This is a genomic window from Spirosoma fluminis, assembly GCF_054778895.1.
The window spans coordinates 42,129-64,699 of the sequence record NZ_BAAGZD010000041.1 but is presented as its reverse complement, the minus strand read 5'-3'; the positions used below and the strand labels follow the sequence as shown (position 1 = coordinate 64,699).

Sequence of the window (22,571 nt, the reverse complement as noted above, 5' to 3'; positions counted from 1 at the left end):
GCGTGTGTGATAAAGAGTTGATAGGTAAACTGGATTTAGTCGATAGGGAAGCCCCATCCACCGGGTTAACAGCATCTGGTTTGCCGAAGAATACCCTCTGTGTATGATGTCTCCTGACTCTCCGCGCCCGATTCGAGCGGGCGAAGAACTTGATTTAATTACGCTCAATCCGTATTTGCTTGAACATGTCCCCGCTGTAGGTGAGGTGCTGGATATACAGCAGTTTCCGGGCGGATTTTCTAACCTGACCTACCTGCTCAAAACCGCTGGTAACGAGTATGTACTGCGCCGGCCGCCGTTTGGCGCGAACATAAAAGGTGGGCACGATATGGGGCGTGAGTTTCGGGTACTGTCACTGCTCCAGGGGCATTACGACCAGATTCCGGCACCGATTATATACTGCGAAAATCCCGATGTGCTGGGTGCGCCGTTTTACGTAATGGAACGCGTGTCAGGGGTGATTCTCCGGGCGTCGATGGCCCCAAAATTAACCCTTTCGCCTACGCTGATGCGGCAGTTGTCTGAGGCTCTTGTCGATAATCTGGTTGCCATTCATGCCCTCGATAGTCAATCGACCGGGCTGATTCAACTGGGTAAACCCGAGGGCTACGTACAGCGGCAGGTTGACGGGTGGATCAAGCGGTATCGCACGGCTGAAACGGATTCGATTCCGGCTATGAATGTGGTAGGCGATTGGTTACCCGCCAACTACCCACAGCCCCAGCCTCCGGCCTTTTTACACAACGATTACAAATACGATAATGTCGTGCTGGCCGCAGATGCTAACGGAATGCCAACGCCCGTAATTACTGGCGTACTCGACTGGGAAATGGCTACCGTTGGCGATCCACTGATGGATTTGGGTGCCGCGCTGGCGTACTGGTCAGAAGCTACCGACAGCCCGGCGTATAAGAACTTTAACCTGACCTGGCTACCCGGCAATCTGACCCGGCAGGAGGTGGTGACCCGATACGCCGATAAAAGCGGCCGTAACGTCTCGAATATCCTGTTTTACTATGTGTTTGGCTTGTACAAAAATGCGGTGATTGCCCAGCAGATTTACGCGCGCTGGAAGCAGGGCCATAGCCAGGACAGTCGATTCGGTCATCTCCTGCCCATGATTGTCGAATTGGCCAATAAAGCGGTGGCCTCAATTGAAACGGGTAAGGTGTAGTCAATCTAGCGCATACTGGCCCGTCGTAGCCGGTCGTTCATGGCCCAGCCAAGCCCCTGGTTGGGTAGCGTTTCTGCGTAAATAACATCCACATCCAGTCCGTCGAGGAATCGCAGGGCTGCGAAGAGGCTTTTAGCGGCCTCGTTCAGATCGCCGGTGGGGGAGAGCACGCGTTGATTCGTCATCGAAATGCCGCCGAACGGTTCGCGGAATGCCAGGGCACCGATGCGCTCGCCAACAGGGGCGCTTTCGCCCGTTGGCAATAAGATCAGGGGCTTGCGGGGGGCATAATGGCTGCTGAGCATACCCGGTGCTTTGGGGTTCGACGTGGAATGGCTGCGTACCGTGACTGGCCCGATAAGGGCTTCGATCTGATCTAAAGCCATACCACCCAGGCGATATACGGTTGGCTGACCGTCTTCAAAGCCGACGATCGTCGACTCCAGACCAACCGCCGACGGGCCACCATCCAGAATGTACGGCACCTGCTCGCCGAGCTGATCGGCTACGTGCTGAGCTGTTGTCGGGCTGATGTAGCCGAACGGATTTGCACTGGGTGCGGCCAGCGGAAAATCCAGGGAAGAGAGCAGATCAAGCGTTAGGGGATGATCGGGGATTCGTACCGCTACGTTCGGCAGCCCTGACGTAACCAGATCCGGAATGAGCGGCTGTTTGGGCAGCAGAAGGGTTAGCGGACCTGGCCAGAACGTTTCGGCAAGTTGGCGGGCGGCTTCCGGAATGTCGGTAACAAACTGAGAAATCTTGTCAATCGAATCGGTATGAACAATAAGCGGATCGAAGGAGGGGCGGTTCTTGACGCGAAAAATTGTAAGAACGGCGTCAGCATCGAGTGCATTCGCGGCTAAGCCGTATACGGTTTCTGTCGGTATGCCAACCACGTTTCCCTGCTCCAGGAGCGCCTTTGCTGCCTGTCTGTCCTGACCAATCTGTGCCATAATTATGTGCCGCAAAGATACGGAGAAACGGATAGGTCAGTAAAAAAGCCTGCGTAGCTACGCAGGCTTTCTATATTGTCATAAACCAGGACCGGCTTAATGATGTCCGCCAGGCCCGTGTACGTGACCATGCGCCAGTTCGTCAGGCGTCGCGTCGCGAACCTCCATCACTTCGACATCGAAATGTAAATTCTGGTCGGCGAGCGGGTGGTTGGCATCTACCGTTACCGTTTCGGGACCGACGTTGGTCACGGTAATCACTTGCCCGTCGTTGGCCTGAAACTGCATACCAACTTCAATATTCTGACCGCCGAATGCCCCACGGGGCACTTCTTCAACCAGTTGCGGGTCGCGTCGGCCGTAGCCTTTTTCGGGCGTTACGTCCAGCTGAACTTTATCGCCTTTAGCGCGCCCTTCCAGTCCTTCCTCCATGCCAGGAATCAGGTTATTTTCTCCGTGCAGGTAATAGAGCGGATCGCGGCCCTGACTTGAATCCAGCACGTTGCCATTGCTGTCGCGCAGGGTATAGTGGATGGCCGCTACTTTGTGTTTAGTGATGTTCATGACTGATTCTTGGTGCACTGCTTTGGTTATTTTAAGACAACAAATGAACAGGTAAATCGGCTTAGGACCCGTGCTTATTTTTTAATTTTTTTAGCCTGGCTTATTCCTAAAATCACCAGGCGGCACGTAACGATGGGCGAGGGCAGCGGAATTTACTATATTTACCGTATGAATGAGCGCTTTAAAAAATGGATTAGGCGTGTTGGCTGGCTTGGCTTCTTCTTCTTTCTGATAAAAGGACTTTTGTGGATCTTGATTCCATACCTCATAGCCAAAGGCGTACTTTCCAAATAGTTCTGCACCGGATACCACCGGCGGTTAGTATTCAGAAGCCAGTTGGTAAAATTTAATACGTACCCGCGCCTGATTGAGCTGTAAACCAGTTATATTGTTCTGCATTTTGCAGCTCTGAGTTTATGCAGGTGGTTAACGCGTATCGTATCCTCCGTACCAGGTGGGTCTGGATCTTATACTTCCTGATCATAATCGTTCCCTTTCGGGTTAGCGCAACGCACATTATCGGCGGTGATGTAACCATGCGGGCCATAGGGGGCACTCCCGGTTTGTTTCGGGTTCAGTTGAACCAATATTGGGATCAGGCGAATTCCACGAGTGGAAACCAGGATAGATCAGTACGTCTGTTAATCTATCGGAAGCAGAATCCGGTACTAATTGAAAGCCTGACTCTGGACCTGCAGGAAGTGCTGCCGCTTGTGTTTGATAACGAAGCCTGCGCCAGACTTCAAAAGCTGAGTTTCCTGGAAGCCCGGTATTATAAAACCTACCAGTTTGATGTGAATAAATACACTGATCCGGGTGGGTACTACATGGTTTGGGAGCGATGCTGCCGCAATGACGTCCTGACGAATACGATAAGCTCCACTCAGAACGGGTTAGGCATGGTATTCTACATGGAGTTTCCCCCCATGCGCCAGAGCAATACGCCGTTCATAAATTCATCACCTAATTTTGGTATACCCAACGGCGATTATATCTGCCTCAACCGACCATTTACGTTTAACACTGGCGCGACCGACGCCGATGGCGATGAGTTGCGCTATTCGCTCGTTACCCCACTGAATGGGTACACAACACGCCAGACAACCGAAAGCCTGAACGACTCGCCAAAAGCCAGTTATCCAACCATCGCCTGGGCACCCGGCATTAGTCTTCAGAATATTATTCCTGGTAATCCGCCCCTGAGCATCAACCCGACAACGGGGCAGTTAAGCGTTCGGGCTACGCAGGAAGGCCTGTTTTTGTTCACCGTCCAGTGCGAAGAGTTCAGGAACGGGCAGCGGATTGGCGTCATTCGGCGGGATTTTCAGCTACCCGTTATCGACTGTTCGAAAAATACCCCCCCGCCGGCCGTGATCATGGTGAACAACAAACCCGCGCAGGACATTAGCTGGTGTTCTGCACAGCCGCTCGTTTTAACCGTCGAGAAAACCCCGCAATGGGCTTACCAGTGGCAGCGAGATGGCCAAAATCTGCGGGGCGACACAACCAGCACTCTACAAGTGCGTGAGACGGGCGTGTATACCGTGGTGAGAAGCCAGGCCAAAACCTGCGGGAATGATACCGTCTCGCAGGCCCTGCGCGTTACGTTGGCAAAACCGGCCTCCGTGAGCCTATCTGCACTGGGAAAAGCACCCTACTGCGTAGGCGATACGGTTACCTTACAGGCCAACGGGCAGCCGGGCTATCAGTACCAGTGGCGTCGCGATGGGCGAGAGCTACCGGGCCAACAGCAGCCTACGTTACGTATTAATCAATCCGGACAATATAAGGTTGTCGCCCGAGCGTCCGATGCGGCCTGCGAGGGAGCCGACAGCCTGACAATTACCCTAAACCCGCGGCCCACCCTATCGGGAAGGACAGCTTACCTGATTGCGAGGGGAGATACCGTTCGGCTACAGACTCAGGCCAGTGACCCCATCAGCCGCTACCAGTGGACCCCCCCAACTGCGCTCAGCCGAACGGATATAGCCAGCCCGTTAGCCAGTCCAGCCGAAACAACACCGTATCAGCTGACGGCGGTGAGCGAGAGTGGTTGTGCCGCTACGTTCGCGGTGCTGGTCGAAGTGATCGAGTCGATTTACATCCCATCGGCGTTTTCGCCCAATGCAGACGGGATGAATGATTCATGGGTTATTCAAAACATCAGCTCGTTTCCGCAGTGCGAGGTAACCATCTATAATCGCTGGGGCGAATTGGTTTTTTATTCCCGGGGGTACCAGCAACCCTGGGATGGTACCCACCAGCAGGAGTTGGTGCGCGCGGGTGTGTATACCTATCAGATACGTACTGGGGCAGGAACCAAGGCGAATACGTATCGTGGTCAGCTTACCATAGTCCGCTAGCTCCCCAATCCGGACCTTTGGCTCAGATTTTCCGGCTGTCAGGCATTTTTTACCTGTACCTACCGTTTACTCAACAAATCGGAGCAGGTCGCTCCGGGCTTGTCGGACAGGGATGAGCCGGATGTTTCACTTACCAACTATACCCAAATGACAATGAAATCAGGTTTCGGATGGGCCTTAGCGCTTACTTTGCTACTGGGCGCGAAGGCCGCCGTTCACGCTCAGGACCAGAACACAGCCGCTCAGCCAGCTACCGCATCGACCACATCTATGTCGGAAGGTGCGATGAAGTCCGGTGGGTCAACAGGGCGGGATTTAGCCATTAGCGCGGCCAAATCGGCCAACCACACGACGTTATTCCGGGCGCTGCGGGTATCGGGCTTAACCGAACAAGCCGCCGGCAAAGGTCCGTACACCATTTTTGCGCCCACCAACGAAGCGTTCGATAAGTTACCGGCTGGTACCGTCGATGAGCTGCTAAAGCCTGCTGCGAAAACTAAACTGGTGAAATTACTGGCTTATCATGTCGTAAAGGGCAAGCTTACGGCCGCTCAGTTGCAGGATGGGCAGAAACTGAAAACGGTAACGGGTGGCGTATTGACGGTTGGTAAGCAGGGTGATGCGGTTACCATTACCGATGGGGCCGGAAACACGGCTACCGTCAATTATGCCGACGTCGAAGCCACCAATGGAATTGTTCACTCCATTGATACGGTGCTCATGCCCGCCACCAGCACCAGGTAATCTTTCCGAATACATAATTGAGTGAACAACGGCCAACTACCCTGAACACGCGGTAGTTGGCCGTTGTGCGTCTGAGCGGCTGCGCCAGCCTGAACTAAAAGAAGGCTGTAGAGTAAAACGGCCTGTTACGTAATGGGGCAAACAATCTGGTGCAAGGCCGGTTAGAGAAGGTAAGTTTTATCGTATAAACGACTAGCGTTATGGAAAATCAGGACCCGGATCAAGAAGACATTCTGCGGGCTAAGCAGGCTGTTTCGCCCGCTGGTTTAGGCGATCGATCGGATAAGGCAACGAGGTTGCCCGGCAACGACCGCCCCGAAGACTCACCGATTGACGGACTACCAACCGATCCCGCTGAGGATGGTGAAGACGATGACGTAGCAACAACGCACCCAAACCGAAATCGGGATGGTAAGGTTGATATTGGTAAGCCACCGTATAGCTAACCGTCCTGTCCTGCCATTTCTGCGAAGCCCGATCGACCCGTTTAGTTGATCGGGCTTTGTGTTTTCGGGCGGTTTTGGAGACCTGATTTGCCGCAAAATGTCCAAAAAACAACCAATATGGGCCTTTATCGGTTATAAGAAGAGATTACTCAACGAATGAACATGGATAAACGGAAACTAGGAATTAGCCTTGCCATAGTCGCAGGCCTTGTACTGCTGTATTTTGCCGGACGGGAAGTTATTTCCTGGCGTAATTCGAAACAGCAGCACGAACAGGCGGAGCAAAGCCTGAGTAAAGCTAAACAAAGCCTCCATCAGGTATGCCAATATGCCGACTCAGTCGGTATTGATACCAGCCGCTTTGCGCTTAGTGCAGGTATGTCTAAAGCCGAAATCAACGATAAGGTAACCCGCCTGTTGATGGAGGTTCGATACGGCAAGCAGCCTTCGGGGATGCAGTTCACCGGTCTGAAAGAGCAGGTCGATTCGGCCTGGGCGCAGCAGGCCGATACCACTTTCTCGCCAGCCATAGTGGCTGAGTTCGCTAACTTCGCGCCCTACAGTCAGCTGGTTGGGCATTATAATCGGTTGCGGTCGCGCGGAGCCTCAAGCCCTGCGTTAACAGATTCACTGCGGCTGATTCGGCAATCGCTTAATTTTTACCGGTACGTGAACCGCTTCAACGCGGATAAGTTTGCGGTTGTGAATATTCCGGCGAGCGAACTGAACGTATTCGATCGAAGCGGCAAGCGCCTGCTGCCTATGCAGGTAATCGTAGGAAAACCCGATAAGCGCACGCCCTGCATGACCACCTTCATCAAAGGCATCGTTGCCTACCCGTACTGGAACGTACCGAAAGGGATTGCGATAAAGGAGATGCTGCCCAAGATCAAAAAGGATGTTGGCTTTCTGTACAATCAGAACTTACAGGTGCTCGACGCACGCAACCGGGAGGTCGATCCGGAAGAAATTGACTGGGAGAGTCTCTCCGAAACAAATTTCCCGTACCGGATTCGGCAGGCTTCGGGTTGCGAAAACTCACTTGGGCTGATCAAGTTCGATCTGGAAAATCCGCTCGCTATCTATCTGCACGATACCAACGGCCGCGATCTGTTTACCCTCACCAACGACCGCTGGCGTAGTCATGGCTGCGTTCGGGTGCAGAAACCGGTTGAACTGGCCAATTTTGTGCTGGGTAAGCAAACCTTCGACGCCGGTTTCATGAACCGCTGCCTGATCGATCAGAAACCGCAGACCTTAGCCATGCCCAAGCCATTTCCGGTCTTTATTACGTATAATAGGGCAGATGTTGATGCGGCTGGGCAGCTCCGGTTTTATAAAGATGTGTACGCCTTAACAACAAAGGACGCTCAATAACCCGCTCGGCTGAATAGAGTATTCTGGGATGCTAAAGGGCTTAGGTGCCAACGTTTTAAGTTTGAAGGCTCATTGACGGATAAAAAAGTCTATGGGTTCTTCCAACGCTTGTTTAGGTAATGGAGTCATTCAGGCGCAACCATTACACATAGTACCTTATGAAAATTGTTTTTTTTAGTCTGGCTTTGCTGGGATTATTGACAGCGTGTGACAAGCAGGCAAACGTAACGCCAAACCCGGCATCGGATCAGAAAGTAGCGTATCAAAAAAGCGTTCGACTGGCGGGTACGGCCCTGGATTTAAAAGTAGCTCAGGTGGCCGATAGCCGGTGCCCAATCAACGCCCGGTGCATAACGGCTGGTTCGGTTAACGTGTTGTTCGAAGCCAGCGAACAGGGCGCAACCCAGCAGGTGGAAGTTGATTTGCCCGCTTACCCCGATAAACCGGTTCAGAAGCAGTTCACGGTGAACGGACAGACGTACCAGCTGAATCTGAGCGAAGTGCTGCCTTACCCCGAAGTGGGAAAGGAAATCAGACTCGAGGATTATACCGTACAGGTGTCTGTAGAAAAACAGTAATCGGGTCTGCGTGGATTGATACGTACCGACCTGCGAACCAAAAGCCCCGCCTATATCCCGGCGGGGCTTTTTTTCAAAGTAACGTAGGATGCAGCAGCTGGTTATATCACTCGGTTTTTAGAGGGGGACCAACCACCCGCATCTGGTTAGCTCCGAAAATGGCGGCAACTTCTTCCTGAGAAGGCTCATGCGTCAGGGCGGCCATGCTAACAAAGAAGTCTTCCAGTTTACCGGCTGGTTGCAGGATCACCAGCATCTTGCCTTTTTCGGCGACCTGTGTCCAGGCATGGGGGACATTGCGGGGAAGAAAGATACTGTCGCCTGTTTTTAACTGATGGATTTCTTCGCCTACCCGAAAGCGGTAAACTCCATCCAGTACGTAAAAGATTTCATCCTGCGACGGATGTATATGCAACGGTGTTCCTTTGCCGGCCGAAAGCGAAGTTTGTTCAAATATGGCCAGATCGCCATCGGTGTCACTACCCGAGATTTTTACATCCAGTACGTTAGCGTTAACGCCTTTAAGCTGAATATGGCCGTGCTTTCGGCCTTCGCCCGCCATAACTCTGAACCCTTTGCTACGTTGGAACGCTTTCTTTACTCCTGAAAAGGAAGGAGCGGTTATCAACGCGGAAAAGGCAGTGATAAATCGGTTTCTGTTCATTGTTCCAGAGCTAATGGTGAATTAATTGCTTTTCCAGGGCGAAATCGCCATCAGAGCCCGCAAAAAGAACAGTAGTGAGTGATATCCGCCTGGCTGTACATAGTGAATGTACGACAAGGTCTGTGAAAACGGCTGATGCGTTTAGTTTTCGGTTCGCGTTCACCAGTCCGTCATAGGTAATGACGACGGGGCTGGCTTTACAGACGGTTGAAACCTAAGGCCTGGCGGGGTAATTTGGAATATTCCGACCGAGGTAAATAGGCCGCTCGGCTTTAAACATATTGCCTGTGTCTGTAAGCTTCAGGATACCACTGCCACCGCGATTGTCCAGTCTACGTCGTTTGTCGGTGGTAAGCAGCGGGTCATCGTCAAACACGAACTCGTCGATATAATATTCATGCAATCCCGGTTCTTTAACAGTGATGTGAATGTGAGCCGGTTCGCTGAGATTGGGGTAGGGGGCAGGCCGAAGTGTAACAAATTTGTACTCACCCTTCGGGTTGGTTCGCAGCCACCCTCGAATGGACCCGTGTCGTTTACCCCACCCACTAGCCCCATCTTTGGCTATATAATGACCTGTTTCATCAGTATGATAAACATACAGAACGACCCCTGGCGCGGGTGTTTTGCCGTCGGCTTTGTAAACAATGCCATTAATGCCCAGCGGTTTCTTGCCAGTCCAGGTAACGCTGGGCATTCTTAAAAAACTCTCCAGCTTGTCGAAGGGTACCGGACTTTCATGAATGGCTTCGCAGCCTTCACAAGGCCCACCAACGGGTGAGCTCTGACCAAGGGCGCTTTGAGCAGCCAAGCTGCCGAGCAGTAGTATGCGTATTGACCAAGGATTCATAAGTCATCCGAAGGGCTTGATAATGAAGCAAAAGAACCAATTCTGATACTCATCACTAAAATGAAAAAACTCTATCTGATGTAATGCCGATCGCTACGCAGGCTATGAATGGCGATGGTATGAATCCAGTTCGATCACTGTGTTTTGAATATTTCAGGGATGAACCGGCCCAAAAAAAGCACCCAATTAGTTTAGGTGCCTTTGGTATTCATATCAACAAATCATTTGATTAAAGCGAAGCGATTGGGGTGTTGGCTTCCGCTAAAAAGGCTGAATTCTTCAGATAATCGGTATTCGGGTAATACACAAAAAGGCACGTACCATCTTTCACGGCCTGAATGATCCCCTTCGATTCCGCATACGGTACCGCCGGGCAACCCTGACTGCGGCCTAACCGGCCCGTTTTGCGAATGAAATCTTCGCAGACGTAATCGGCGCCGTGTAAGACAATATTCCGGTTGTAGGCGTTATCGTTATAGCCTTTTTCCATTCCCTGCAATTGCAGCGACAACCCATGTTTACCCATGTAGGTTTTTAGGGTCTGATAGAATCCCAGGCTGGTCTGGAATGATGACTGCGTATTCGAAAACTGATTCGGCACCAGATCGCCCGAATTGCGTCCGTGCGAAACATACGTATTAAATAAGAGTTTCTTATTTTGCAGGTCAACAACGTAGAGCCGTTTCTTGGTCGAAGGCTGGCTCATGTCGACAATGGAAAGAACCGGTTTGGTGGCTCCCATCTTCTGCCAGCCGCGCAAGGCATACTCAAATACACTTTTCTGCAAACCTGTGTGGCTCAGATTCAGTTGATCGTACACATCCAGGTGAGCAACCGTTCTGGAATCAGCCGCCTTTAGAGTGGTCGGCGCAGTTATGGCAACGGTACGGATGGTTTTAGGACCTGAGCTGCCAAAGTTGAAAAGAGCGAGCGTAACCAGCAGCAAAAGAACTTTCTTCATAAGCACAATCGGTCGTTATGGGTTTTATGAGGAAATCTACGAATAAAACCGTTTTGATGACGTTTTAATTCGCAAAAGGCACTACATTTTACTATGACCACCCCCACTACGTATGAACAGGCCGTGCGCACCGAACTCATTCGCTGGCAGCAGGCAATGCAAAAGCCGCCCTCGCGGGTAGGGCGATTATCGACGGCCGTGCAGCGTCGAATCAACCGAATGATCCCGCAAAAAGTACACGACGTAGTCACCGCAGCCATCAAGCAGATGACGCGGGCGGTGTTGTTTGGAGCCGAATTTTTCACGGGCGCACCCGCCGAAGGGCTGACGCTCAACCAGCGCGACGGGGCTGTGGCGGATCGGATCGAGTTTTACAAAAAAGCTGGAGCCGCGGAGGGCGGGGTGACGGGGGCTGGCGGGTTGTTACTGGCGTTTGCCGATTTTCCGTTGCTGCTCACCCTGAAAATGAAGATGCTGTTCGAAATCGCTACGTTATACGGCTACAAAGTGACCGATTATCGCGAGCGGGTGTATATTCTGTACATTTTCCAACTGGCTTTTTCGAGTCAGGAGCGTCGGCAGGCTGTGTATCAACACTTGGCGAACTGGCCGGAGCACAGCCGACAACTTCCTGAAGATATTAACCAGTTCGACTGGCAGACGTTTCAGCAGGAGTACCGCGATTACATTGATCTGGCCAAAATGGCGCAGCTCATTCCGGGCATTGGTGCCGCCGTCGGTATTGTTGTCAATTACAGGTTGCTCAATCAACTGGGTCGCACCGCCATGAACGCCTACCGGATGCGGCTGCTGGGCGAGAACAAAGCCATTGATAAGAGCAGCACTGACCTGCCTTACTTGTAGCATTATCCTGTTCATTTCTTAGGAATTGTGCTCGCTTGCTCCGCCAGCTTTTTGTGCGATTTATAGCCCAGAAACGTAACGGCAGGGTGCTGACCACCTATCGTGTTTTGCAACATCGGCTCAATTATGCTCAGGCCATTCTCGCTGTTGGTGAAGTAAACCACCGCCTGCTTCGAATCGCTGCTGGCAGCAACGTAACATTTGAAGTTGCCATTGTCGCCCCAGTGCCAGAAGTACTCACCCGCTGGCGTTTCTTCTACCCCAAAGCCTAGTCCCCAGTACAGATTTGTCGATAACGTATCGCTGCCTGAAAGTCGCCTGGGCAGGCGGGTCTGGTGCGAAAGCATCTGCTTAACAGTGCCTGCTTTCAGGCCCTTCGCGTCCAGAATCGCCAGAATAAACCGGGCGTAATCATCCGCGGTCGTCTGCAGCGAATACGCCATGTTCGCAACGCCTGATTTACCTTTTGGGTCGGGTTCGCCTTCCTCGTTATGAGGCAGGGCGAAATTAGCGTTAAAGGCGGTCTGCCAGACGTAGCTGCTGCGGTTCATGCCGAGTGGGATAAATACGCGCTCCGTCATAAGGTCGTTTATGGCCTTGCCCGTGATTTTTTCCACAACCTTTTGTAAATACACGAACCCTTCGCCCGAATACCCGAATCGTTCGCCGGGGGCGGCAATCATCGCCAACTGTTTCGACCGCCGGTTCTTCCGCCAGTTAGGAAAGCCGGTCCGGTGACTCAACACCAGTCGGGCGGTAATCTGCTTGTAGCGTTCGTCGTCGGCCACGTCCGGATACGGGAGGTACTCGTATAAGGATTTATCCAAATCCAGCATCCCCTGCTCTACCAACTGCAAAACGGCATAGGTGAATACGGGTTTGCTCAATGAGGCCGCGTCAAAAATGGTCGCTGAGTTTACGCGCTGCGTCGAATCGGATTTGGTGAGGCCATAGCCCTGGCTGTAAGCCACTTTCCCGTTTTGGATAATGGCAATAGACAACCCCGGTATACGAGCACTGACCATCAGGCGCATTATTGACGAATCGAGTGTGGCCGGGCGCAGATCCGGTTGTTGAGATTGTGCCTGTACACCGAGGGTCAAACACAGCAGCAGGGCGGTGAATCCCGTAGAACGTAATGAAGCGATGAGTGTCATGAGCGGATGGGAAGAGAACGCCTAAATGATGCAGTGTATGCTACAAACGTTGCCTGCTTATATTGCCTGCAAGGCCGTGCTACGGGATTGATCAGAGCTTATAGACCAATTGGGTTAATAAACTCAGTTCAAACGAAGGGTTGTACGTAGCCGAACCACCGAAGCGGCCCATGTTGTACGTCCAGGTGGGTTGTACCGAAAGCGCATAGCGGCTATTGATCTGATAATCGACTCCTGCGCTCAGAAGCGGCTGGAAGACGGGACCTTTACCCGTATCCAGCCGAAGGCGCTGCGTTGGTTCATTAGCACGCGCCACCACTACGCGTGACGTAAAGGGAAAGTCGACCAGTACGCCAAGACTGAAATACGGAGAAAGCCGTTTGGTCGAGGAGCGGTAATTGATTAATAACGGCACCCGAACCGCGCGGCTGCTCACCGTCGACGCACCTTCGCCCATGATCGGCAGGCGCTCCTGGCGAACACTCAACTGCCCATACCATACCCCCGACGCTACGGACCAGCCGGGCGCATAAGTATAGTGCACCATTACACCGGCCGAGTAACCCGTCGACCAGCGTCGGCCGTTGATGAAAATGGGTTCAACAACCTGGCCGTTGCTATTCGGGTAAAAGTAACGGCGGACGTAGCTGGTACTGGCAAAAACAGGCGCGGCTGTTACCGAAACCGACACCGTTTTCTGGCCGAAAGCGTAGGCGTTACAGAGCGTTATCAGCAAAAGCAGAACGTACAGCGGTTTATTCATCACGGAGAGAGCGGTTTCGACCCGCTGCTAAAGATACATGGACAACCGATTGCTCCTGTTAACTTCGTCCGAAAATTACCCAGCTGATTCCCCAAGCCATGCTCTTCCTAGGCCTCAGTATCTTGTTATCGGTGTTGTTGCTGCTGAACTTTCGTCTCTTTCCGCGCTACGAGGTCAATACGTTTCAGGCCATCGTGTTCAACTACCCCGTCTGCTTCCTGACGGGCTTACTGCTACTGCCAGCTGGTCAGTCGTTCTCGATTGACTTCAGTCAGACCTGGACGTGGCTGGCGCTGGGGCTTGGCGTTGGCTTCATTCTTACGTTCCTGCTGTCGGGGGCGTCGACGCAGCGCATGGGCATTACCGCTACGTCGCTGGCCAATAATCTGTCGCTGGTGATACCGGTCTGCTTCAGTCTGTTCGTGTTCAAGGTAGGCGGGAAAGTGTTTGATGGGCTGAACTACCTGGGGCTGGTGCTGGCTGTTGTCGCCGTTGGGCTCAGTACCTATAAAAAGCCGGAAGCCCAGCCAGTTCAGGGACCGGTAGCCGAAAAGCGGAATCGACTCAACCTTAACGTCCTGCTGCCGGTCGCCGTGTTTCTGTTTTATGGGGCAACGAATACGCTCATTAATTACATGAATCTGCACTACATTCCCTCAACGGATCAGACAGTTCAGGTTACGCTGACAATGGTGGTCGGCGCTATTGCGGCCGGTCTGCTCATGTTGGGCGTACGAATCATTCAGGGAAAAGAAACCATCCAGCCACGAAGCCTCATCGGAGCTGTTACGTTAGGCATTCCCAACTTCCTTAGTTTTTACACCTTGCTGCTGGCGTTATCAGCCTTCGGTGGGAATGGAGCCTTTGTGTATCCCATCTACAACATTGGCGTAATTCTGGTCGCTGCGCTCACGGCGGCTATCTTTTTTTACGAAAAACTCACGACTGCCAACAAAATCGGTTTAGTACTGGCGATTCTGGCTATCGGATTGATCTCGTGGCAGGAGCTACGCACCATCTGATTCGTTACCTACTGACAAAAGCTGATACTGGTCCAAATGGCGATGGGGAGTTGGTATGCCCAGTACTTCGCAGATTAGCAAAAACGTACTGGCTAAACAAAGTAGGTCAGTTGTCGGGGGAACACCGATTGCTGCCGAGACAATAGCGCAGCCAGTACGTTCGTCTCGATTGGCGGGCCAGGCAGCTTGCGATCTATGTTATTGGTCTGAGCTTTAGATGGATCTTTGGGCTTGCTGATGATTACCCCTATTTTATTCGCCTTTTTGCAAATTTTGTCATTAATTTACTCGTAAACCGAAGTAAGGCGTTTTGGATCAGCGACAACGTATTATCGACGAGAATGAGTATTTGCTAAAGCTCTGGCATAAAGCACAAGCCGGAGACAAAGTGGCGTTTTGCCAGTTAGCCGAAAGTCAGTACAGTTCCCTGTTCGCCTATGCAACGAATTTTACGAATGACCGGGAGTTTATCAAAGATTCGATCCAGAACATATTCATTCGCATCTGGGAAAAGCGGGCCGTTACGACCATTCAATTCATCGCCGTCTACTTATTCAAATCGCTGCGTAACGAGTTGCTGCAGGAGTTTCGGCGGAGTAAACAGCCATTTTCTTCGGTCTATAGTCAGGAAGTAAGCGAATTGTCGGACTGGCAGACCATTGAGACTGAGATCGAACAAAGCGAAACGGATTCCGAAAGCCAGCGCCGAATTCGGGAGGCTATCGGTACGTTGCCCAAACGGCAGCAGGAAGCCGTTTTTCTTAAGTTTTACAAGGGACTGGAAAACGACCAGATTGCCGAATTGATGGACATCAATCGGCAATCGGTCGCTAATCTGTTGTACAAAGCGTTGTGCGCGCTGAAAAGCCAGATGACCTTTTTCACGTACTGGATCATTCTGGTGCTTCTGCTGGCCAGCTGACTTTTCGGGCTTCTCCCTATTTCTGACGCATTACCCATTCCTGGCCGGGCTCATCGACGCGGAAGGTTTCAATATTGCCCTGGTCCTGGAGCGTTACGTAGGCAGTACGTCCGTCTTTGCCGCCGAACGCAATGTTCGTGGGCTTCTGCCCGATCAAGGTAATCTCCTGAACAACTGTTCCCTTAGGCGACACTTTGGCGACGGTGCCTTTGCCGTACCGAACGATATACAGGTTTCCTTTCGCGTCGCAGCGCATACCGTCCATGCCGAAATCCGGAAACTCGATCAGCAGGCGTTTTTTGCTCACCTGACCCGCAGGCGACAAATCGTAGGCCCACACTTTGCGCTGCGCCGACTCGTTCACGTATAGGGTCTTGCCGTCGGGGCTTACTTCAATGCCGTTCGTCGTGCCCATATTCGCTTCCAGCAGCGTCACGTTACCGTCCGGGTCGATCCGCCAGATGTTACCCGTGTTCTCTTTCCAGTTCGGGTCGCTGGCGTACAGGCGGTCTTTGCTGTCGATGGCGATGTCGTTGGGCTGGTTCATACGCGGTTCGTGGGCCAACGTACTGATTTGTTTGGTGCCAGCCGTCACTTTCAGGATGTTGTGCTTCGGGTAGTCGGCAATGAACATATCGCCCCGCTTATTGAAGCGAATGCCGTTGCCAATGCTGCCTGCGGGTAACTCGACAAATACGCTGGCCTGACCATCGGGAGTTACCTGGCCGATTGTGCCCTGCCGCGCGAAATTTACGGCGTATAACGTACCCAACTTATCAACCGCAGGGCCTTCAACGCCCGACGTAAAGCCGTTGGCAGGCGTCAAGATGCTGGATTTGAGGGCGGGGTTTTGCTGGGCGTTAGTCGAGTTTACGGCACCCGCCACCGCTAACGTACTGTAGGCAATCAACGAAAATAAGGATAAACGCATCGGCTGCTTGCTGAAGTTTTTTGGGTTATGAACGAGGTTTCTGCGTAACCACAACTGGATTGGCAATTCCGTTCAGATCATACACTATTTTTCCGTTACGGATGGTCATCTCGCAGGCTAATTTCTGTTTGCCTTCAATCCTGTAGCCGGTATAATCGAAGAAGCCAAAAACGCCCGTATCCCGTACCTCAAATTTGCCTTCGTGCAGGTTCAGGATGGCTATGTCGGCCACTGAACCCACCGACAGATGCCCCAGCTCTTCGCGCCGGATGGCTTTTGCCGGGCTCCACGTACTGGCTTTGATGACCTGCTGCAAATTCATACCCATCGCCAGGAATTTGGACATGACGTTAAGCATGTCTTTCATGGCGTTGTTCATGCTGCCTGTGTGAATATCGGTGCTGATCGTATTCGGTAAAAAGCCACTCTTGATAGCCGGGATGGCCTGCGAAAAGGCAAAGCTGATGCCGCCGTAGCCTACGTCGAAGATGAGGCCTTTTTTCTGGGCTTCCCAAACGAATGGTTTTACCTTGTTGTTGGCTACATCCACAATGGCTTCGCGGGTCTTGAGCTGACCAAAGCAGTGCGTATAGATATCGCCCGGCCGCAGGTGTTTCAGAAAAAGGTCTTCGAGCGACAAGGTAGGGGTGCTGCCGCCAAAATCGATCATGACGGGCATATTGGCCAGCTTCCCGGCTTCCACGGCCCGATCGGTTGGGGTCCAGTCGTAGCCGTTAAAATGCGCGAGTTTGACACCAACTACCTGCTCGGGGTACTTTTTGGCCATGTCTGCCGTTTTCTGAGCGTCCATGTCCTGGATGTTCTGTTCAAACTGACCGCCCCGCATCCCACTGCCGACTATGTTCAGCAGGGCCAGCACGCGCGTCTGCGACAGGTCGATGGTTTGCTTCTTGAACGTCTCGAAGTCGCGCCAGCCGGAGCATCCCGCATCCACGATGGTCGTTACGCCGTTCCGGAACGTAAAGCCGTCAGGAGGCAGGGCGTTTGGACCGTTGCTGTAGGTCTGGTCCAGATTGGTGCCAAAAAATACGTGCGTATGCATATCGATGATGCCGGGCGTTACGTATAGTCCCCTGGCGTTGACGACCTGTAAGGCACCTTTTGGGTCAATGGTTTTCGCCACCTGAACGATCTTACCTTCGTTAATGGCGACGTCCATGACTTCATCGATGTTGTTTTTGGGGTCAATGACGTGCCCGCCTTTGATGACAACGCTGTACGTCTGCGCAACAGCTGGCTGTCCAAACGAGCCGATAACTAGACACAGGATGAGATAGAGTTTCTTCATGGGTTGAGGGGTTCAACTTGGCTACAACGTGACTAATTCCAAAAAGCCCATCACAAACGTAATGGGCTTTTTGGAAGGATAATGTTAAACGGCTACTTTGGAAAGCTCTTCTTTCAGGCGCTTGGCTACGATTTTCTCCTGACCGGGTTTCAGCATCCAGACCGTAACGTTAATGTTACTCGGACCACCACCGCCGACTTCAATGGAGGGGTCGCCCTTCCGCAGGGCTTCCTGCAAATCTTTGCTGGTGATCTTGAGCCTGGTCGGGTCCCAGGCAATACGTAGCGTAGGGGTGTGGTTACCCAGAGGTGGAACATTCACCTCCGTTTTTACCCCATTGATCGACTTGACGGCATTGTCAACGTGCGCAATACCCTCTTCCCAACTCTTCCAGACTTTGTCGTGATCCTGGTTAATGAACCGCTCCAGGGCCACGTACATACCCAGAATTTCTTCTTTGTTGACTTTCATACCCCGGCCGATATTAAAACCGCGGGGAGGCATGTGAAGCCGGGCGGCTGCGATGATGTCTTTTTTGCCCATCAGCAACCCCGCGCTCTGCGGACCACGCATCGCCTTCCCGCCCGAAATCACCACGAAGCTGAAGCCCATGTCGTTAAAGCGCCACAGGTTTTCGACCGGCGGTACGTCGGCAGCAATGTCGATGGAGGTCGGGATGTTGTGCTTTTTGCCGAGCGCCACCCATTCTTCGTGCATGATCTTGCCTTTATCGGCTTCGATGTGCAGGAAGTGCATGAGCGCTGTCCGCTCGTTAATGGCCTTCTCAACGTCTTCGGCCGTTTCGACCGGGATGATCTTACAGCCGGTGTTGGTCAAGGCGTGGTTGTAGACGATGTCATGCGCTTTCTGGCAGATCACCTCTGTTTTCATGCCGGTACCGGCCAGATGCGGTAGTTTTTCGACCTTCTTCTGATCCATACCGGTCAGGATACCCGCCAGCCCCAGCGTCATCGCCGAGAAAGCTCCGGAGGTAACCACCGCCGACTCCGCATGCGTCATCTGGGCAATCTTCGCGCCTACCTTATCCTGAATTTCGTCGAGCAGGCAAAACTCTCTGGCTCCGTAATTGATGGCATCGAGCACTTCGTCGGGCATGAGTGAACCGGTCATGTACGTCAACGTACCGGCGGCATTGATGAACGTCCGTACGCCCAGCTCTTTAAACAAGTCGCGTTTGGGAGCGGCTGCCAGCGCTTCGGTAGCCGCTAAGGGTAAGCCACCGCCGAGTAGTCCACCGAGAACGGGAACACTCGACAAGCGCTTGATGAGTTTACGTCGGCTTAACATAGAAGTTGTCGGTACGGGTTAGATATAGGCAATGCAATCCATTTCAACCAGCGAATCGCCGGGAACGCCACCGTACACGGCCACCGTGGTACGAACGGGGGGCTTGCTGCCAAACCGACCTTTGTACACCTCGTTCATCGCTTTGTAATCGTTCAGATCGTGCAGGAACACGCTTACCTTCAAAACTTTCTCCATCGAGGAGCCCGCTTTGATCAGTTCTTTTTCCAGCTCTTTGAGAACTTCGTCGGTATGGACTTTAATGTCACCTTCTTTATGATAGCCTTTTCCGGCAACGAAGACCAGGTTGCCAAGCTTGGTAGAGCCCGAAAACAAGGGCACATCCTGATGATTGACTACGTTGAAGACTTCTTTTTCGGCGGCTGGTTCAGCTACGGCTTTGGCTGCGGTGCTCAGACCGGCAACTCCGGCTACAGATGCGAAAAGACGCTTAAGGATGGAACGGCGTTCTGCTTTCATGAGAGAATAATTGAAAATTAAACGGTTACTTTTTACGATTAACTGCGCCCTTAGGCTTATCTGTAGGTTTCTTGTCGATACTCTTTCTGACTTCCGTGACTTCACTGGCGGTGACAGCATCCGCTGCGTTGCCAAAATTGCTTCGGATGTGAGTCAACACTTCGGCAATGTCTTCGTCCTTGAGAAAACTGTGCTGCGGCATTACGTTGTTGTACGACTGCCCTTTTACTTCAATCGGGCCTTCCAGGCCTTTCAGCAGAACGGTGATCAACTTCTTTTTGTCGCCGGTAACCCACTCTGAGCCCGCTAACGGCGGAAACCGCTGCGAGTCGCCCAGGCCGTTACGTTGGTGGCAGGCCGAGCAGTAAACGCCGTACACTTTGCCGCCCGCAACCGGCTTGCCTTTATCCAGATTGTCGGCTATCAGGTCCGGATCACGGATGTTGGACATGCTCTTACGTTTATCCATCTGCGCTAGTTGCGCCTTGCCGAAGCTGGTTTTATCGCCTTTATACGTAATGCGCCAGATTTTGCCTTTTTCGGTTTCCGCTACGTACAGAGAACCGTCCGGCCCCATCGAAATTCCCATGGGTCGGTAGACGGCATCGCTGACGTTAACGATCGGGTCGACTTTAGCGAAACCGTCGGCGAACACCTCCCAATCGCTCGTTGGTGCGCCAGTATTTTTGGCCGGGACAAAGCCGATAAAATAACCGGCCTGCGGATAGGGAGCGCGGTTGGTCGAGCCGTGGAAGGCGATGAACGACCCGTTTTTATAATGCTCCGGAAAGCCATTTTTCGCTGTTGTGCCCTGATAGAAAAGCAGGTCGTTGGGAGCCCAGTGAGCAGAGAAACCGATGATCGGCTTTTCGTAGTCACCACAGCGGCCGACGGTTTTTCCGTCGCCACCGTACTCGGGAGCGAGGACTTTCTTGCCCTGAATCTGATCGTAGTAACAGTAGGGCCACCCGGCGTTCATACCGTCTTTAACGAGTAACAGCTCTTCGGCGGGCAACACGGCACTTTGCCAGGAAGTATACACCCCTGCCCACAGCATCAGCAAATCATCGCGACCATGCTGAAGGGCGTACAAGTTTTTGTCTTCGGGGTTCCAGTCCATGGCTACTACGCTCCGCAGGCCACTGGCGAAGCGATACCCATCTTTCTGCGTCTGGCCGATTTTGTTCGCATCGAACCGCCAGATTCCCCCGTGATCTTCGAGCATCGGGCAAGGGTCGATACCGGGTGAGCTGGGCATACGGTTCGTTTCCTGGCAGGCGTTGGAGGCCGCCCCGAACGGTACGTACATATTGCCTTTGTCGTCGAACGTAATGGGCTTGGCAATGTGCTCGTGCATGCCGTGCTTATGATCGTCGGTCAGAACAACCTCCATTGGCTCCTCCGGTACCAATTTGCCGGGCGTCAGTTTTTGGCGGTACACGTATAGTTCGGAACTGAAATAGAGGTAGCCGTTGTAAATCCGCATGGCCGTGCCGTAGGCCCGTTCGCGCGCGTTGCCGCCAAACGTTTTGATTACGTCGGCCCGACCATCGCCGTTGGTATCGCGGAGGGCGATAACCGACTCACCCTGGTCGCGGGCGAAGCGGGCTTTTACGTAGATGTCGCCGTTGTCGTTAACGGCAATGTGCCGGGCGCGGCCGGGCAGGCTGTCAACGACAACGGTAGCCTCGAACCCATCGGGCAGGAACAGACCGCCGTTTTCATCCGTCTGAGCGGGTAACCCGTTGCCGGATTCGCGCTGGACAAAACCAGCCAAGGCAACCAGCGTCAGGACTAATCCTTTGGCGTAAACTTTAGAGGTCATAGAAGGGAGGGAATAATGAATGGGTAAAGCCGGGAACGCTGTCTCATCTCCTCATCGTGTCACAATGGGGTTGGCAATGCCGTTTAGGTCATAGACTACCTTACCGCCTTTGATGGTCATCTCACATTCCAGCTTCTGCTTGCCCGCCATTTTGTAGCCCGTTTTGTCGTAAAAGCCGAAATTGCCGGTTCGCATACTGAAAATGGCGACATCAGCGATAGCGCCTTCTGACAGATGGCCCAGGTTTTCGCGGTGGATGACCTGAGCGGGCGTCCAGGTGCTGACTTTCACGACGCTCGGCATGTTCATACCCATCACCAGAAATTTGGACATGATACTGAGCATGTCTTTCATGGAGCCGTTCATGCTGCCCGTGTGCAGATCGGTACTGATGGTAGTGGGATAAAACCCACTTTTTACCGCCGGAATGGCCTGCGAATAGTTGAAACTAGCTCCACCGTAGCCCACGTCGAACACAATGCCTTTTTTGCGGGCTTCCCAGGCAAACGGCTTTACTTTTTTGGTCGCTTCATCCACGATCGTCTCGCGAACATTGCCTTCCAGCAGCGTATAGGCATGGGTGAAAATGTCGCCCGGCCGCAGGTGTTTGAGGAAAAGGTCAGCGAGGGGGAGCGGGGGGGTGTTGCCGCCGAAGTCGATCATCACGGGCATGTCAGCCAGTTTACCAGCTGCAACGGCATGATCGACCGGGGCCCAGCTTGGTCCCTGAAAGTGAGCCACCTTAAAGCCGACGACATCGTTCTTGTTTTCGAGGGCCACTTTAGCCGCCATCTTCGGGTCCATGTCAGCAGTGTCCTGCTCGAATTTACCACCCCGCATGCCTTCGCCGACAATATTCATGAACGACAGTACCCGCGTTTTTGACGGATAGATAACGTTCTGCTTGAACGTCTCGAAGGATTTCCAGCCCGCTCCTCCGGCATCGACGATGGTCGTTACGCCTACCCGAAACGTGAATCCATCGGGAGAAACCGCCACCAGCCCATTGCTGAGGTAGTGATCGGGTTCGGTGCCGTGGAAAACGTGGCCGTGAATGTCGATCAGGCCGGGCGTTACGTACATACCTTTGGCATCGACAACCTGCCTGGCCTGTTTGGCGTCGATTGACCTGGCGACCTTTACAACTTTGCCGTCGGTAATCGCTACGTCCATCAGAGCGTTGATGTTATTCTTCGGATCGATCAGATGCCCGCCTTTGATGACAATCGTGTAGGACTGAGCCCAGACCGAATTGCCAAGTAAACCAAGCGCAATAAAATAGGAATATAGGGTACGCATAGGTGCTGCGAATTGAC

22 protein-coding genes are annotated in these 22,571 nt (G+C 52.8%); 9 read left to right on the top strand and 13 right to left on the bottom strand.

Annotation, left to right across the window (positions count from 1 at the left end; translation table 11 throughout):
- Positions 1 to 103 precede the first annotated feature (103 nt).
- The gene (locus ACYVBJ_RS22130) at positions 104 to 1,174 is read left to right on the top strand and encodes a phosphotransferase family protein (RefSeq protein WP_460984478.1); all 1,071 of its coding nucleotides are present in this window, start codon (positions 104 to 106) and stop codon (positions 1,172 to 1,174) included.
- A gap of 5 nt (positions 1,175 to 1,179) precedes the next feature.
- On the opposite strand, the gene ACYVBJ_RS22125 is transcribed toward ACYVBJ_RS22130, so the two are convergent.
- On the bottom strand, positions 1,180 to 2,130 hold the full coding sequence (locus ACYVBJ_RS22125; protein WP_460984477.1) for an L-threonylcarbamoyladenylate synthase: 951 nt from the start codon (positions 2,128 to 2,130) through the stop codon (positions 1,180 to 1,182).
- A 96-nt stretch (positions 2,131 to 2,226) separates the two neighbouring features.
- Positions 2,227 to 2,694, bottom strand: coding sequence for an FKBP-type peptidyl-prolyl cis-trans isomerase (locus ACYVBJ_RS22120; RefSeq protein WP_460985260.1), 468 nt, complete (start codon positions 2,692 to 2,694; stop codon positions 2,227 to 2,229).
- A gap of 416 nt (positions 2,695 to 3,110) precedes the next feature.
- Between ACYVBJ_RS22120 and ACYVBJ_RS22115 the strand changes: the two genes are divergently transcribed.
- From ACYVBJ_RS22115 to ACYVBJ_RS22095, 5 genes are all read left to right on the top strand, one after another.
- Positions 3,111 to 5,057 carry a gliding motility-associated C-terminal domain-containing protein gene (locus ACYVBJ_RS22115; RefSeq protein WP_460984476.1) on the top strand — a complete coding sequence of 649 codons (1,947 nt, stop codon included), beginning with the start codon at positions 3,111 to 3,113 and terminating at the stop codon, positions 5,055 to 5,057.
- 153 nt (positions 5,058 to 5,210) lie between these two features.
- Positions 5,211 to 5,801, top strand: coding sequence for a fasciclin domain-containing protein (locus ACYVBJ_RS22110; RefSeq protein WP_460984475.1), 591 nt, complete (start codon positions 5,211 to 5,213; stop codon positions 5,799 to 5,801).
- Between the two features lie 200 nt (positions 5,802 to 6,001).
- On the top strand, positions 6,002 to 6,247 hold the full coding sequence (locus ACYVBJ_RS22105) for a hypothetical protein (RefSeq protein WP_460984474.1): 246 nt from the start codon (positions 6,002 to 6,004) through the stop codon (positions 6,245 to 6,247).
- 162 nt (positions 6,248 to 6,409) lie between these two features.
- The gene (locus tag ACYVBJ_RS22100; RefSeq protein ID WP_460984473.1) at positions 6,410 to 7,624 is read left to right on the top strand and encodes a L,D-transpeptidase family protein; all 1,215 of its coding nucleotides are present in this window, start codon (positions 6,410 to 6,412) and stop codon (positions 7,622 to 7,624) included.
- A gap of 158 nt (positions 7,625 to 7,782) precedes the next feature.
- Positions 7,783 to 8,202 carry a hypothetical protein gene (locus ACYVBJ_RS22095; protein ID WP_460984472.1) on the top strand — a complete coding sequence of 140 codons (420 nt, stop codon included), beginning with the start codon at positions 7,783 to 7,785 and terminating at the stop codon, positions 8,200 to 8,202.
- Positions 8,203 to 8,308: 106 nt separating this feature from the next.
- Here ACYVBJ_RS22095 and ACYVBJ_RS22090 read toward each other — a convergent pair whose 3' ends face one another.
- The 3 genes from ACYVBJ_RS22090 to ACYVBJ_RS22080 all read right to left on the bottom strand — a co-directional run bounded on the left by ACYVBJ_RS22090 (position 8,309) and on the right by ACYVBJ_RS22080 (position 10,677).
- Entirely contained in the window at positions 8,309 to 8,866 is a 558-nt protein-coding gene (locus tag ACYVBJ_RS22090) for a cupin domain-containing protein (RefSeq protein WP_460984471.1), read from the bottom strand.
- 214 nt (positions 8,867 to 9,080) lie between these two features.
- Positions 9,081 to 9,716 carry a dioxygenase family protein gene (locus tag ACYVBJ_RS22085; protein WP_460984470.1) on the bottom strand — a complete coding sequence of 212 codons (636 nt, stop codon included), beginning with the start codon at positions 9,714 to 9,716 and terminating at the stop codon, positions 9,081 to 9,083.
- A gap of 229 nt (positions 9,717 to 9,945) precedes the next feature.
- Positions 9,946 to 10,677 (bottom strand): murein L,D-transpeptidase catalytic domain family protein, encoded by a 732-nt coding sequence (locus ACYVBJ_RS22080; protein WP_460984469.1) that lies wholly within the window; start codon positions 10,675 to 10,677, stop codon positions 9,946 to 9,948.
- Positions 10,678 to 10,770: 93 nt separating this feature from the next.
- On the opposite strand from ACYVBJ_RS22080, the gene ACYVBJ_RS22075 reads away from it, so the two are divergent.
- On the top strand, positions 10,771 to 11,541 hold the full coding sequence (locus tag ACYVBJ_RS22075) for an EcsC family protein (protein ID WP_460984468.1): 771 nt from the start codon (positions 10,771 to 10,773) through the stop codon (positions 11,539 to 11,541).
- Positions 11,542 to 11,552: 11 nt separating this feature from the next.
- Here the strand turns inward: ACYVBJ_RS22075 and ACYVBJ_RS22070 are convergent, their stop codons facing one another.
- Positions 11,553 to 12,698: a serine hydrolase domain-containing protein gene (locus ACYVBJ_RS22070; protein ID WP_460984467.1), complete on the bottom strand. Its 1,146-nt coding sequence runs from the start codon at positions 12,696 to 12,698 to the stop codon at positions 11,553 to 11,555.
- A 91-nt stretch (positions 12,699 to 12,789) separates the two neighbouring features.
- Positions 12,790 to 13,461, bottom strand: coding sequence for an outer membrane beta-barrel protein (locus ACYVBJ_RS22065; protein WP_460984466.1), 672 nt, complete (start codon positions 13,459 to 13,461; stop codon positions 12,790 to 12,792).
- A gap of 98 nt (positions 13,462 to 13,559) precedes the next feature.
- Between ACYVBJ_RS22065 and ACYVBJ_RS22060 the strand changes: the two genes are divergently transcribed.
- Positions 13,560 to 14,483, top strand: coding sequence for an EamA/RhaT family transporter (locus tag ACYVBJ_RS22060; protein WP_460984465.1), 924 nt, complete (start codon positions 13,560 to 13,562; stop codon positions 14,481 to 14,483).
- A 310-nt stretch (positions 14,484 to 14,793) separates the two neighbouring features.
- Positions 14,794 to 15,405 carry an RNA polymerase sigma factor gene (locus tag ACYVBJ_RS22055; protein ID WP_460984464.1) on the top strand — a complete coding sequence of 204 codons (612 nt, stop codon included), beginning with the start codon at positions 14,794 to 14,796 and terminating at the stop codon, positions 15,403 to 15,405.
- Between the two features lie 16 nt (positions 15,406 to 15,421).
- Here ACYVBJ_RS22055 and ACYVBJ_RS22050 read toward each other — a convergent pair whose 3' ends face one another.
- The 6 genes from ACYVBJ_RS22050 to ACYVBJ_RS22025 form a co-directional block, all read right to left on the bottom strand.
- Complete coding sequence (locus tag ACYVBJ_RS22050; RefSeq protein ID WP_460984463.1) at positions 15,422 to 16,336, bottom strand: SMP-30/gluconolactonase/LRE family protein; 915 nt, start codon at positions 16,334 to 16,336, stop codon at positions 15,422 to 15,424.
- A 25-nt stretch (positions 16,337 to 16,361) separates the two neighbouring features.
- Complete coding sequence (locus tag ACYVBJ_RS22045) at positions 16,362 to 17,645, bottom strand: amidohydrolase/deacetylase family metallohydrolase (protein ID WP_460984462.1); 1,284 nt, start codon at positions 17,643 to 17,645, stop codon at positions 16,362 to 16,364.
- 84 nt (positions 17,646 to 17,729) lie between these two features.
- Complete coding sequence (locus ACYVBJ_RS22040; protein WP_460984461.1) at positions 17,730 to 18,953, bottom strand: aminotransferase class V-fold PLP-dependent enzyme; 1,224 nt, start codon at positions 18,951 to 18,953, stop codon at positions 17,730 to 17,732.
- Between the two features lie 18 nt (positions 18,954 to 18,971).
- The gene (locus ACYVBJ_RS22035) at positions 18,972 to 19,430 is read right to left on the bottom strand and encodes a RidA family protein (protein ID WP_460975651.1); all 459 of its coding nucleotides are present in this window, start codon (positions 19,428 to 19,430) and stop codon (positions 18,972 to 18,974) included.
- 25 nt (positions 19,431 to 19,455) lie between these two features.
- The gene (locus ACYVBJ_RS22030) at positions 19,456 to 21,255 is read right to left on the bottom strand and encodes a PQQ-dependent sugar dehydrogenase (protein ID WP_460984460.1); all 1,800 of its coding nucleotides are present in this window, start codon (positions 21,253 to 21,255) and stop codon (positions 19,456 to 19,458) included.
- Between the two features lie 51 nt (positions 21,256 to 21,306).
- Positions 21,307 to 22,554, bottom strand: a complete 1,248-nt coding sequence (locus tag ACYVBJ_RS22025; RefSeq protein ID WP_460984459.1) for an amidohydrolase/deacetylase family metallohydrolase — start codon at positions 22,552 to 22,554, stop codon at positions 21,307 to 21,309.
- Between the last annotated feature and the right edge of the window lie 17 nt (positions 22,555 to 22,571).

Coding starts and splice junctions, on each gene's coding strand:
- ACYVBJ_RS22130 (WP_460984478.1), top strand. CDS start 104: ATGATGTCTCCTGACTCTCCGCGCCCGATTCGAGCGGGCGAAGAACTT.
- ACYVBJ_RS22125 (WP_460984477.1), bottom strand. CDS start 2,130: ATGGCACAGATTGGTCAGGACAGACAGGCAGCAAAGGCGCTCCTGGAG.
- ACYVBJ_RS22120 (WP_460985260.1), bottom strand. CDS start 2,694: ATGAACATCACTAAACACAAAGTAGCGGCCATCCACTATACCCTGCGC.
- ACYVBJ_RS22115 (WP_460984476.1), top strand. CDS start 3,111: ATGCAGGTGGTTAACGCGTATCGTATCCTCCGTACCAGGTGGGTCTGG.
- ACYVBJ_RS22110 (WP_460984475.1), top strand. CDS start 5,211: ATGAAATCAGGTTTCGGATGGGCCTTAGCGCTTACTTTGCTACTGGGC.
- ACYVBJ_RS22105 (WP_460984474.1), top strand. CDS start 6,002: ATGGAAAATCAGGACCCGGATCAAGAAGACATTCTGCGGGCTAAGCAG.
- ACYVBJ_RS22100 (WP_460984473.1), top strand. CDS start 6,410: ATGGATAAACGGAAACTAGGAATTAGCCTTGCCATAGTCGCAGGCCTT.
- ACYVBJ_RS22095 (WP_460984472.1), top strand. CDS start 7,783: ATGAAAATTGTTTTTTTTAGTCTGGCTTTGCTGGGATTATTGACAGCG.
- ACYVBJ_RS22090 (WP_460984471.1), bottom strand. CDS start 8,866: ATGAACAGAAACCGATTTATCACTGCCTTTTCCGCGTTGATAACCGCT.
- ACYVBJ_RS22085 (WP_460984470.1), bottom strand. CDS start 9,716: ATGAATCCTTGGTCAATACGCATACTACTGCTCGGCAGCTTGGCTGCT.
- ACYVBJ_RS22080 (WP_460984469.1), bottom strand. CDS start 10,677: ATGAAGAAAGTTCTTTTGCTGCTGGTTACGCTCGCTCTTTTCAACTTT.
- ACYVBJ_RS22075 (WP_460984468.1), top strand. CDS start 10,771: ATGACCACCCCCACTACGTATGAACAGGCCGTGCGCACCGAACTCATT.
- ACYVBJ_RS22070 (WP_460984467.1), bottom strand. CDS start 12,698: ATGACACTCATCGCTTCATTACGTTCTACGGGATTCACCGCCCTGCTG.
- ACYVBJ_RS22065 (WP_460984466.1), bottom strand. CDS start 13,461: ATGAATAAACCGCTGTACGTTCTGCTTTTGCTGATAACGCTCTGTAAC.
- ACYVBJ_RS22060 (WP_460984465.1), top strand. CDS start 13,560: ATGCTCTTCCTAGGCCTCAGTATCTTGTTATCGGTGTTGTTGCTGCTG.
- ACYVBJ_RS22050 (WP_460984463.1), bottom strand. CDS start 16,336: ATGCGTTTATCCTTATTTTCGTTGATTGCCTACAGTACGTTAGCGGTG.
- ACYVBJ_RS22045 (WP_460984462.1), bottom strand. CDS start 17,645: ATGAAGAAACTCTATCTCATCCTGTGTCTAGTTATCGGCTCGTTTGGA.
- ACYVBJ_RS22040 (WP_460984461.1), bottom strand. CDS start 18,953: ATGTTAAGCCGACGTAAACTCATCAAGCGCTTGTCGAGTGTTCCCGTT.
- ACYVBJ_RS22035 (WP_460975651.1), bottom strand. CDS start 19,430: ATGAAAGCAGAACGCCGTTCCATCCTTAAGCGTCTTTTCGCATCTGTA.
- ACYVBJ_RS22030 (WP_460984460.1), bottom strand. CDS start 21,255: ATGACCTCTAAAGTTTACGCCAAAGGATTAGTCCTGACGCTGGTTGCC.
- ACYVBJ_RS22025 (WP_460984459.1), bottom strand. CDS start 22,554: ATGCGTACCCTATATTCCTATTTTATTGCGCTTGGTTTACTTGGCAAT.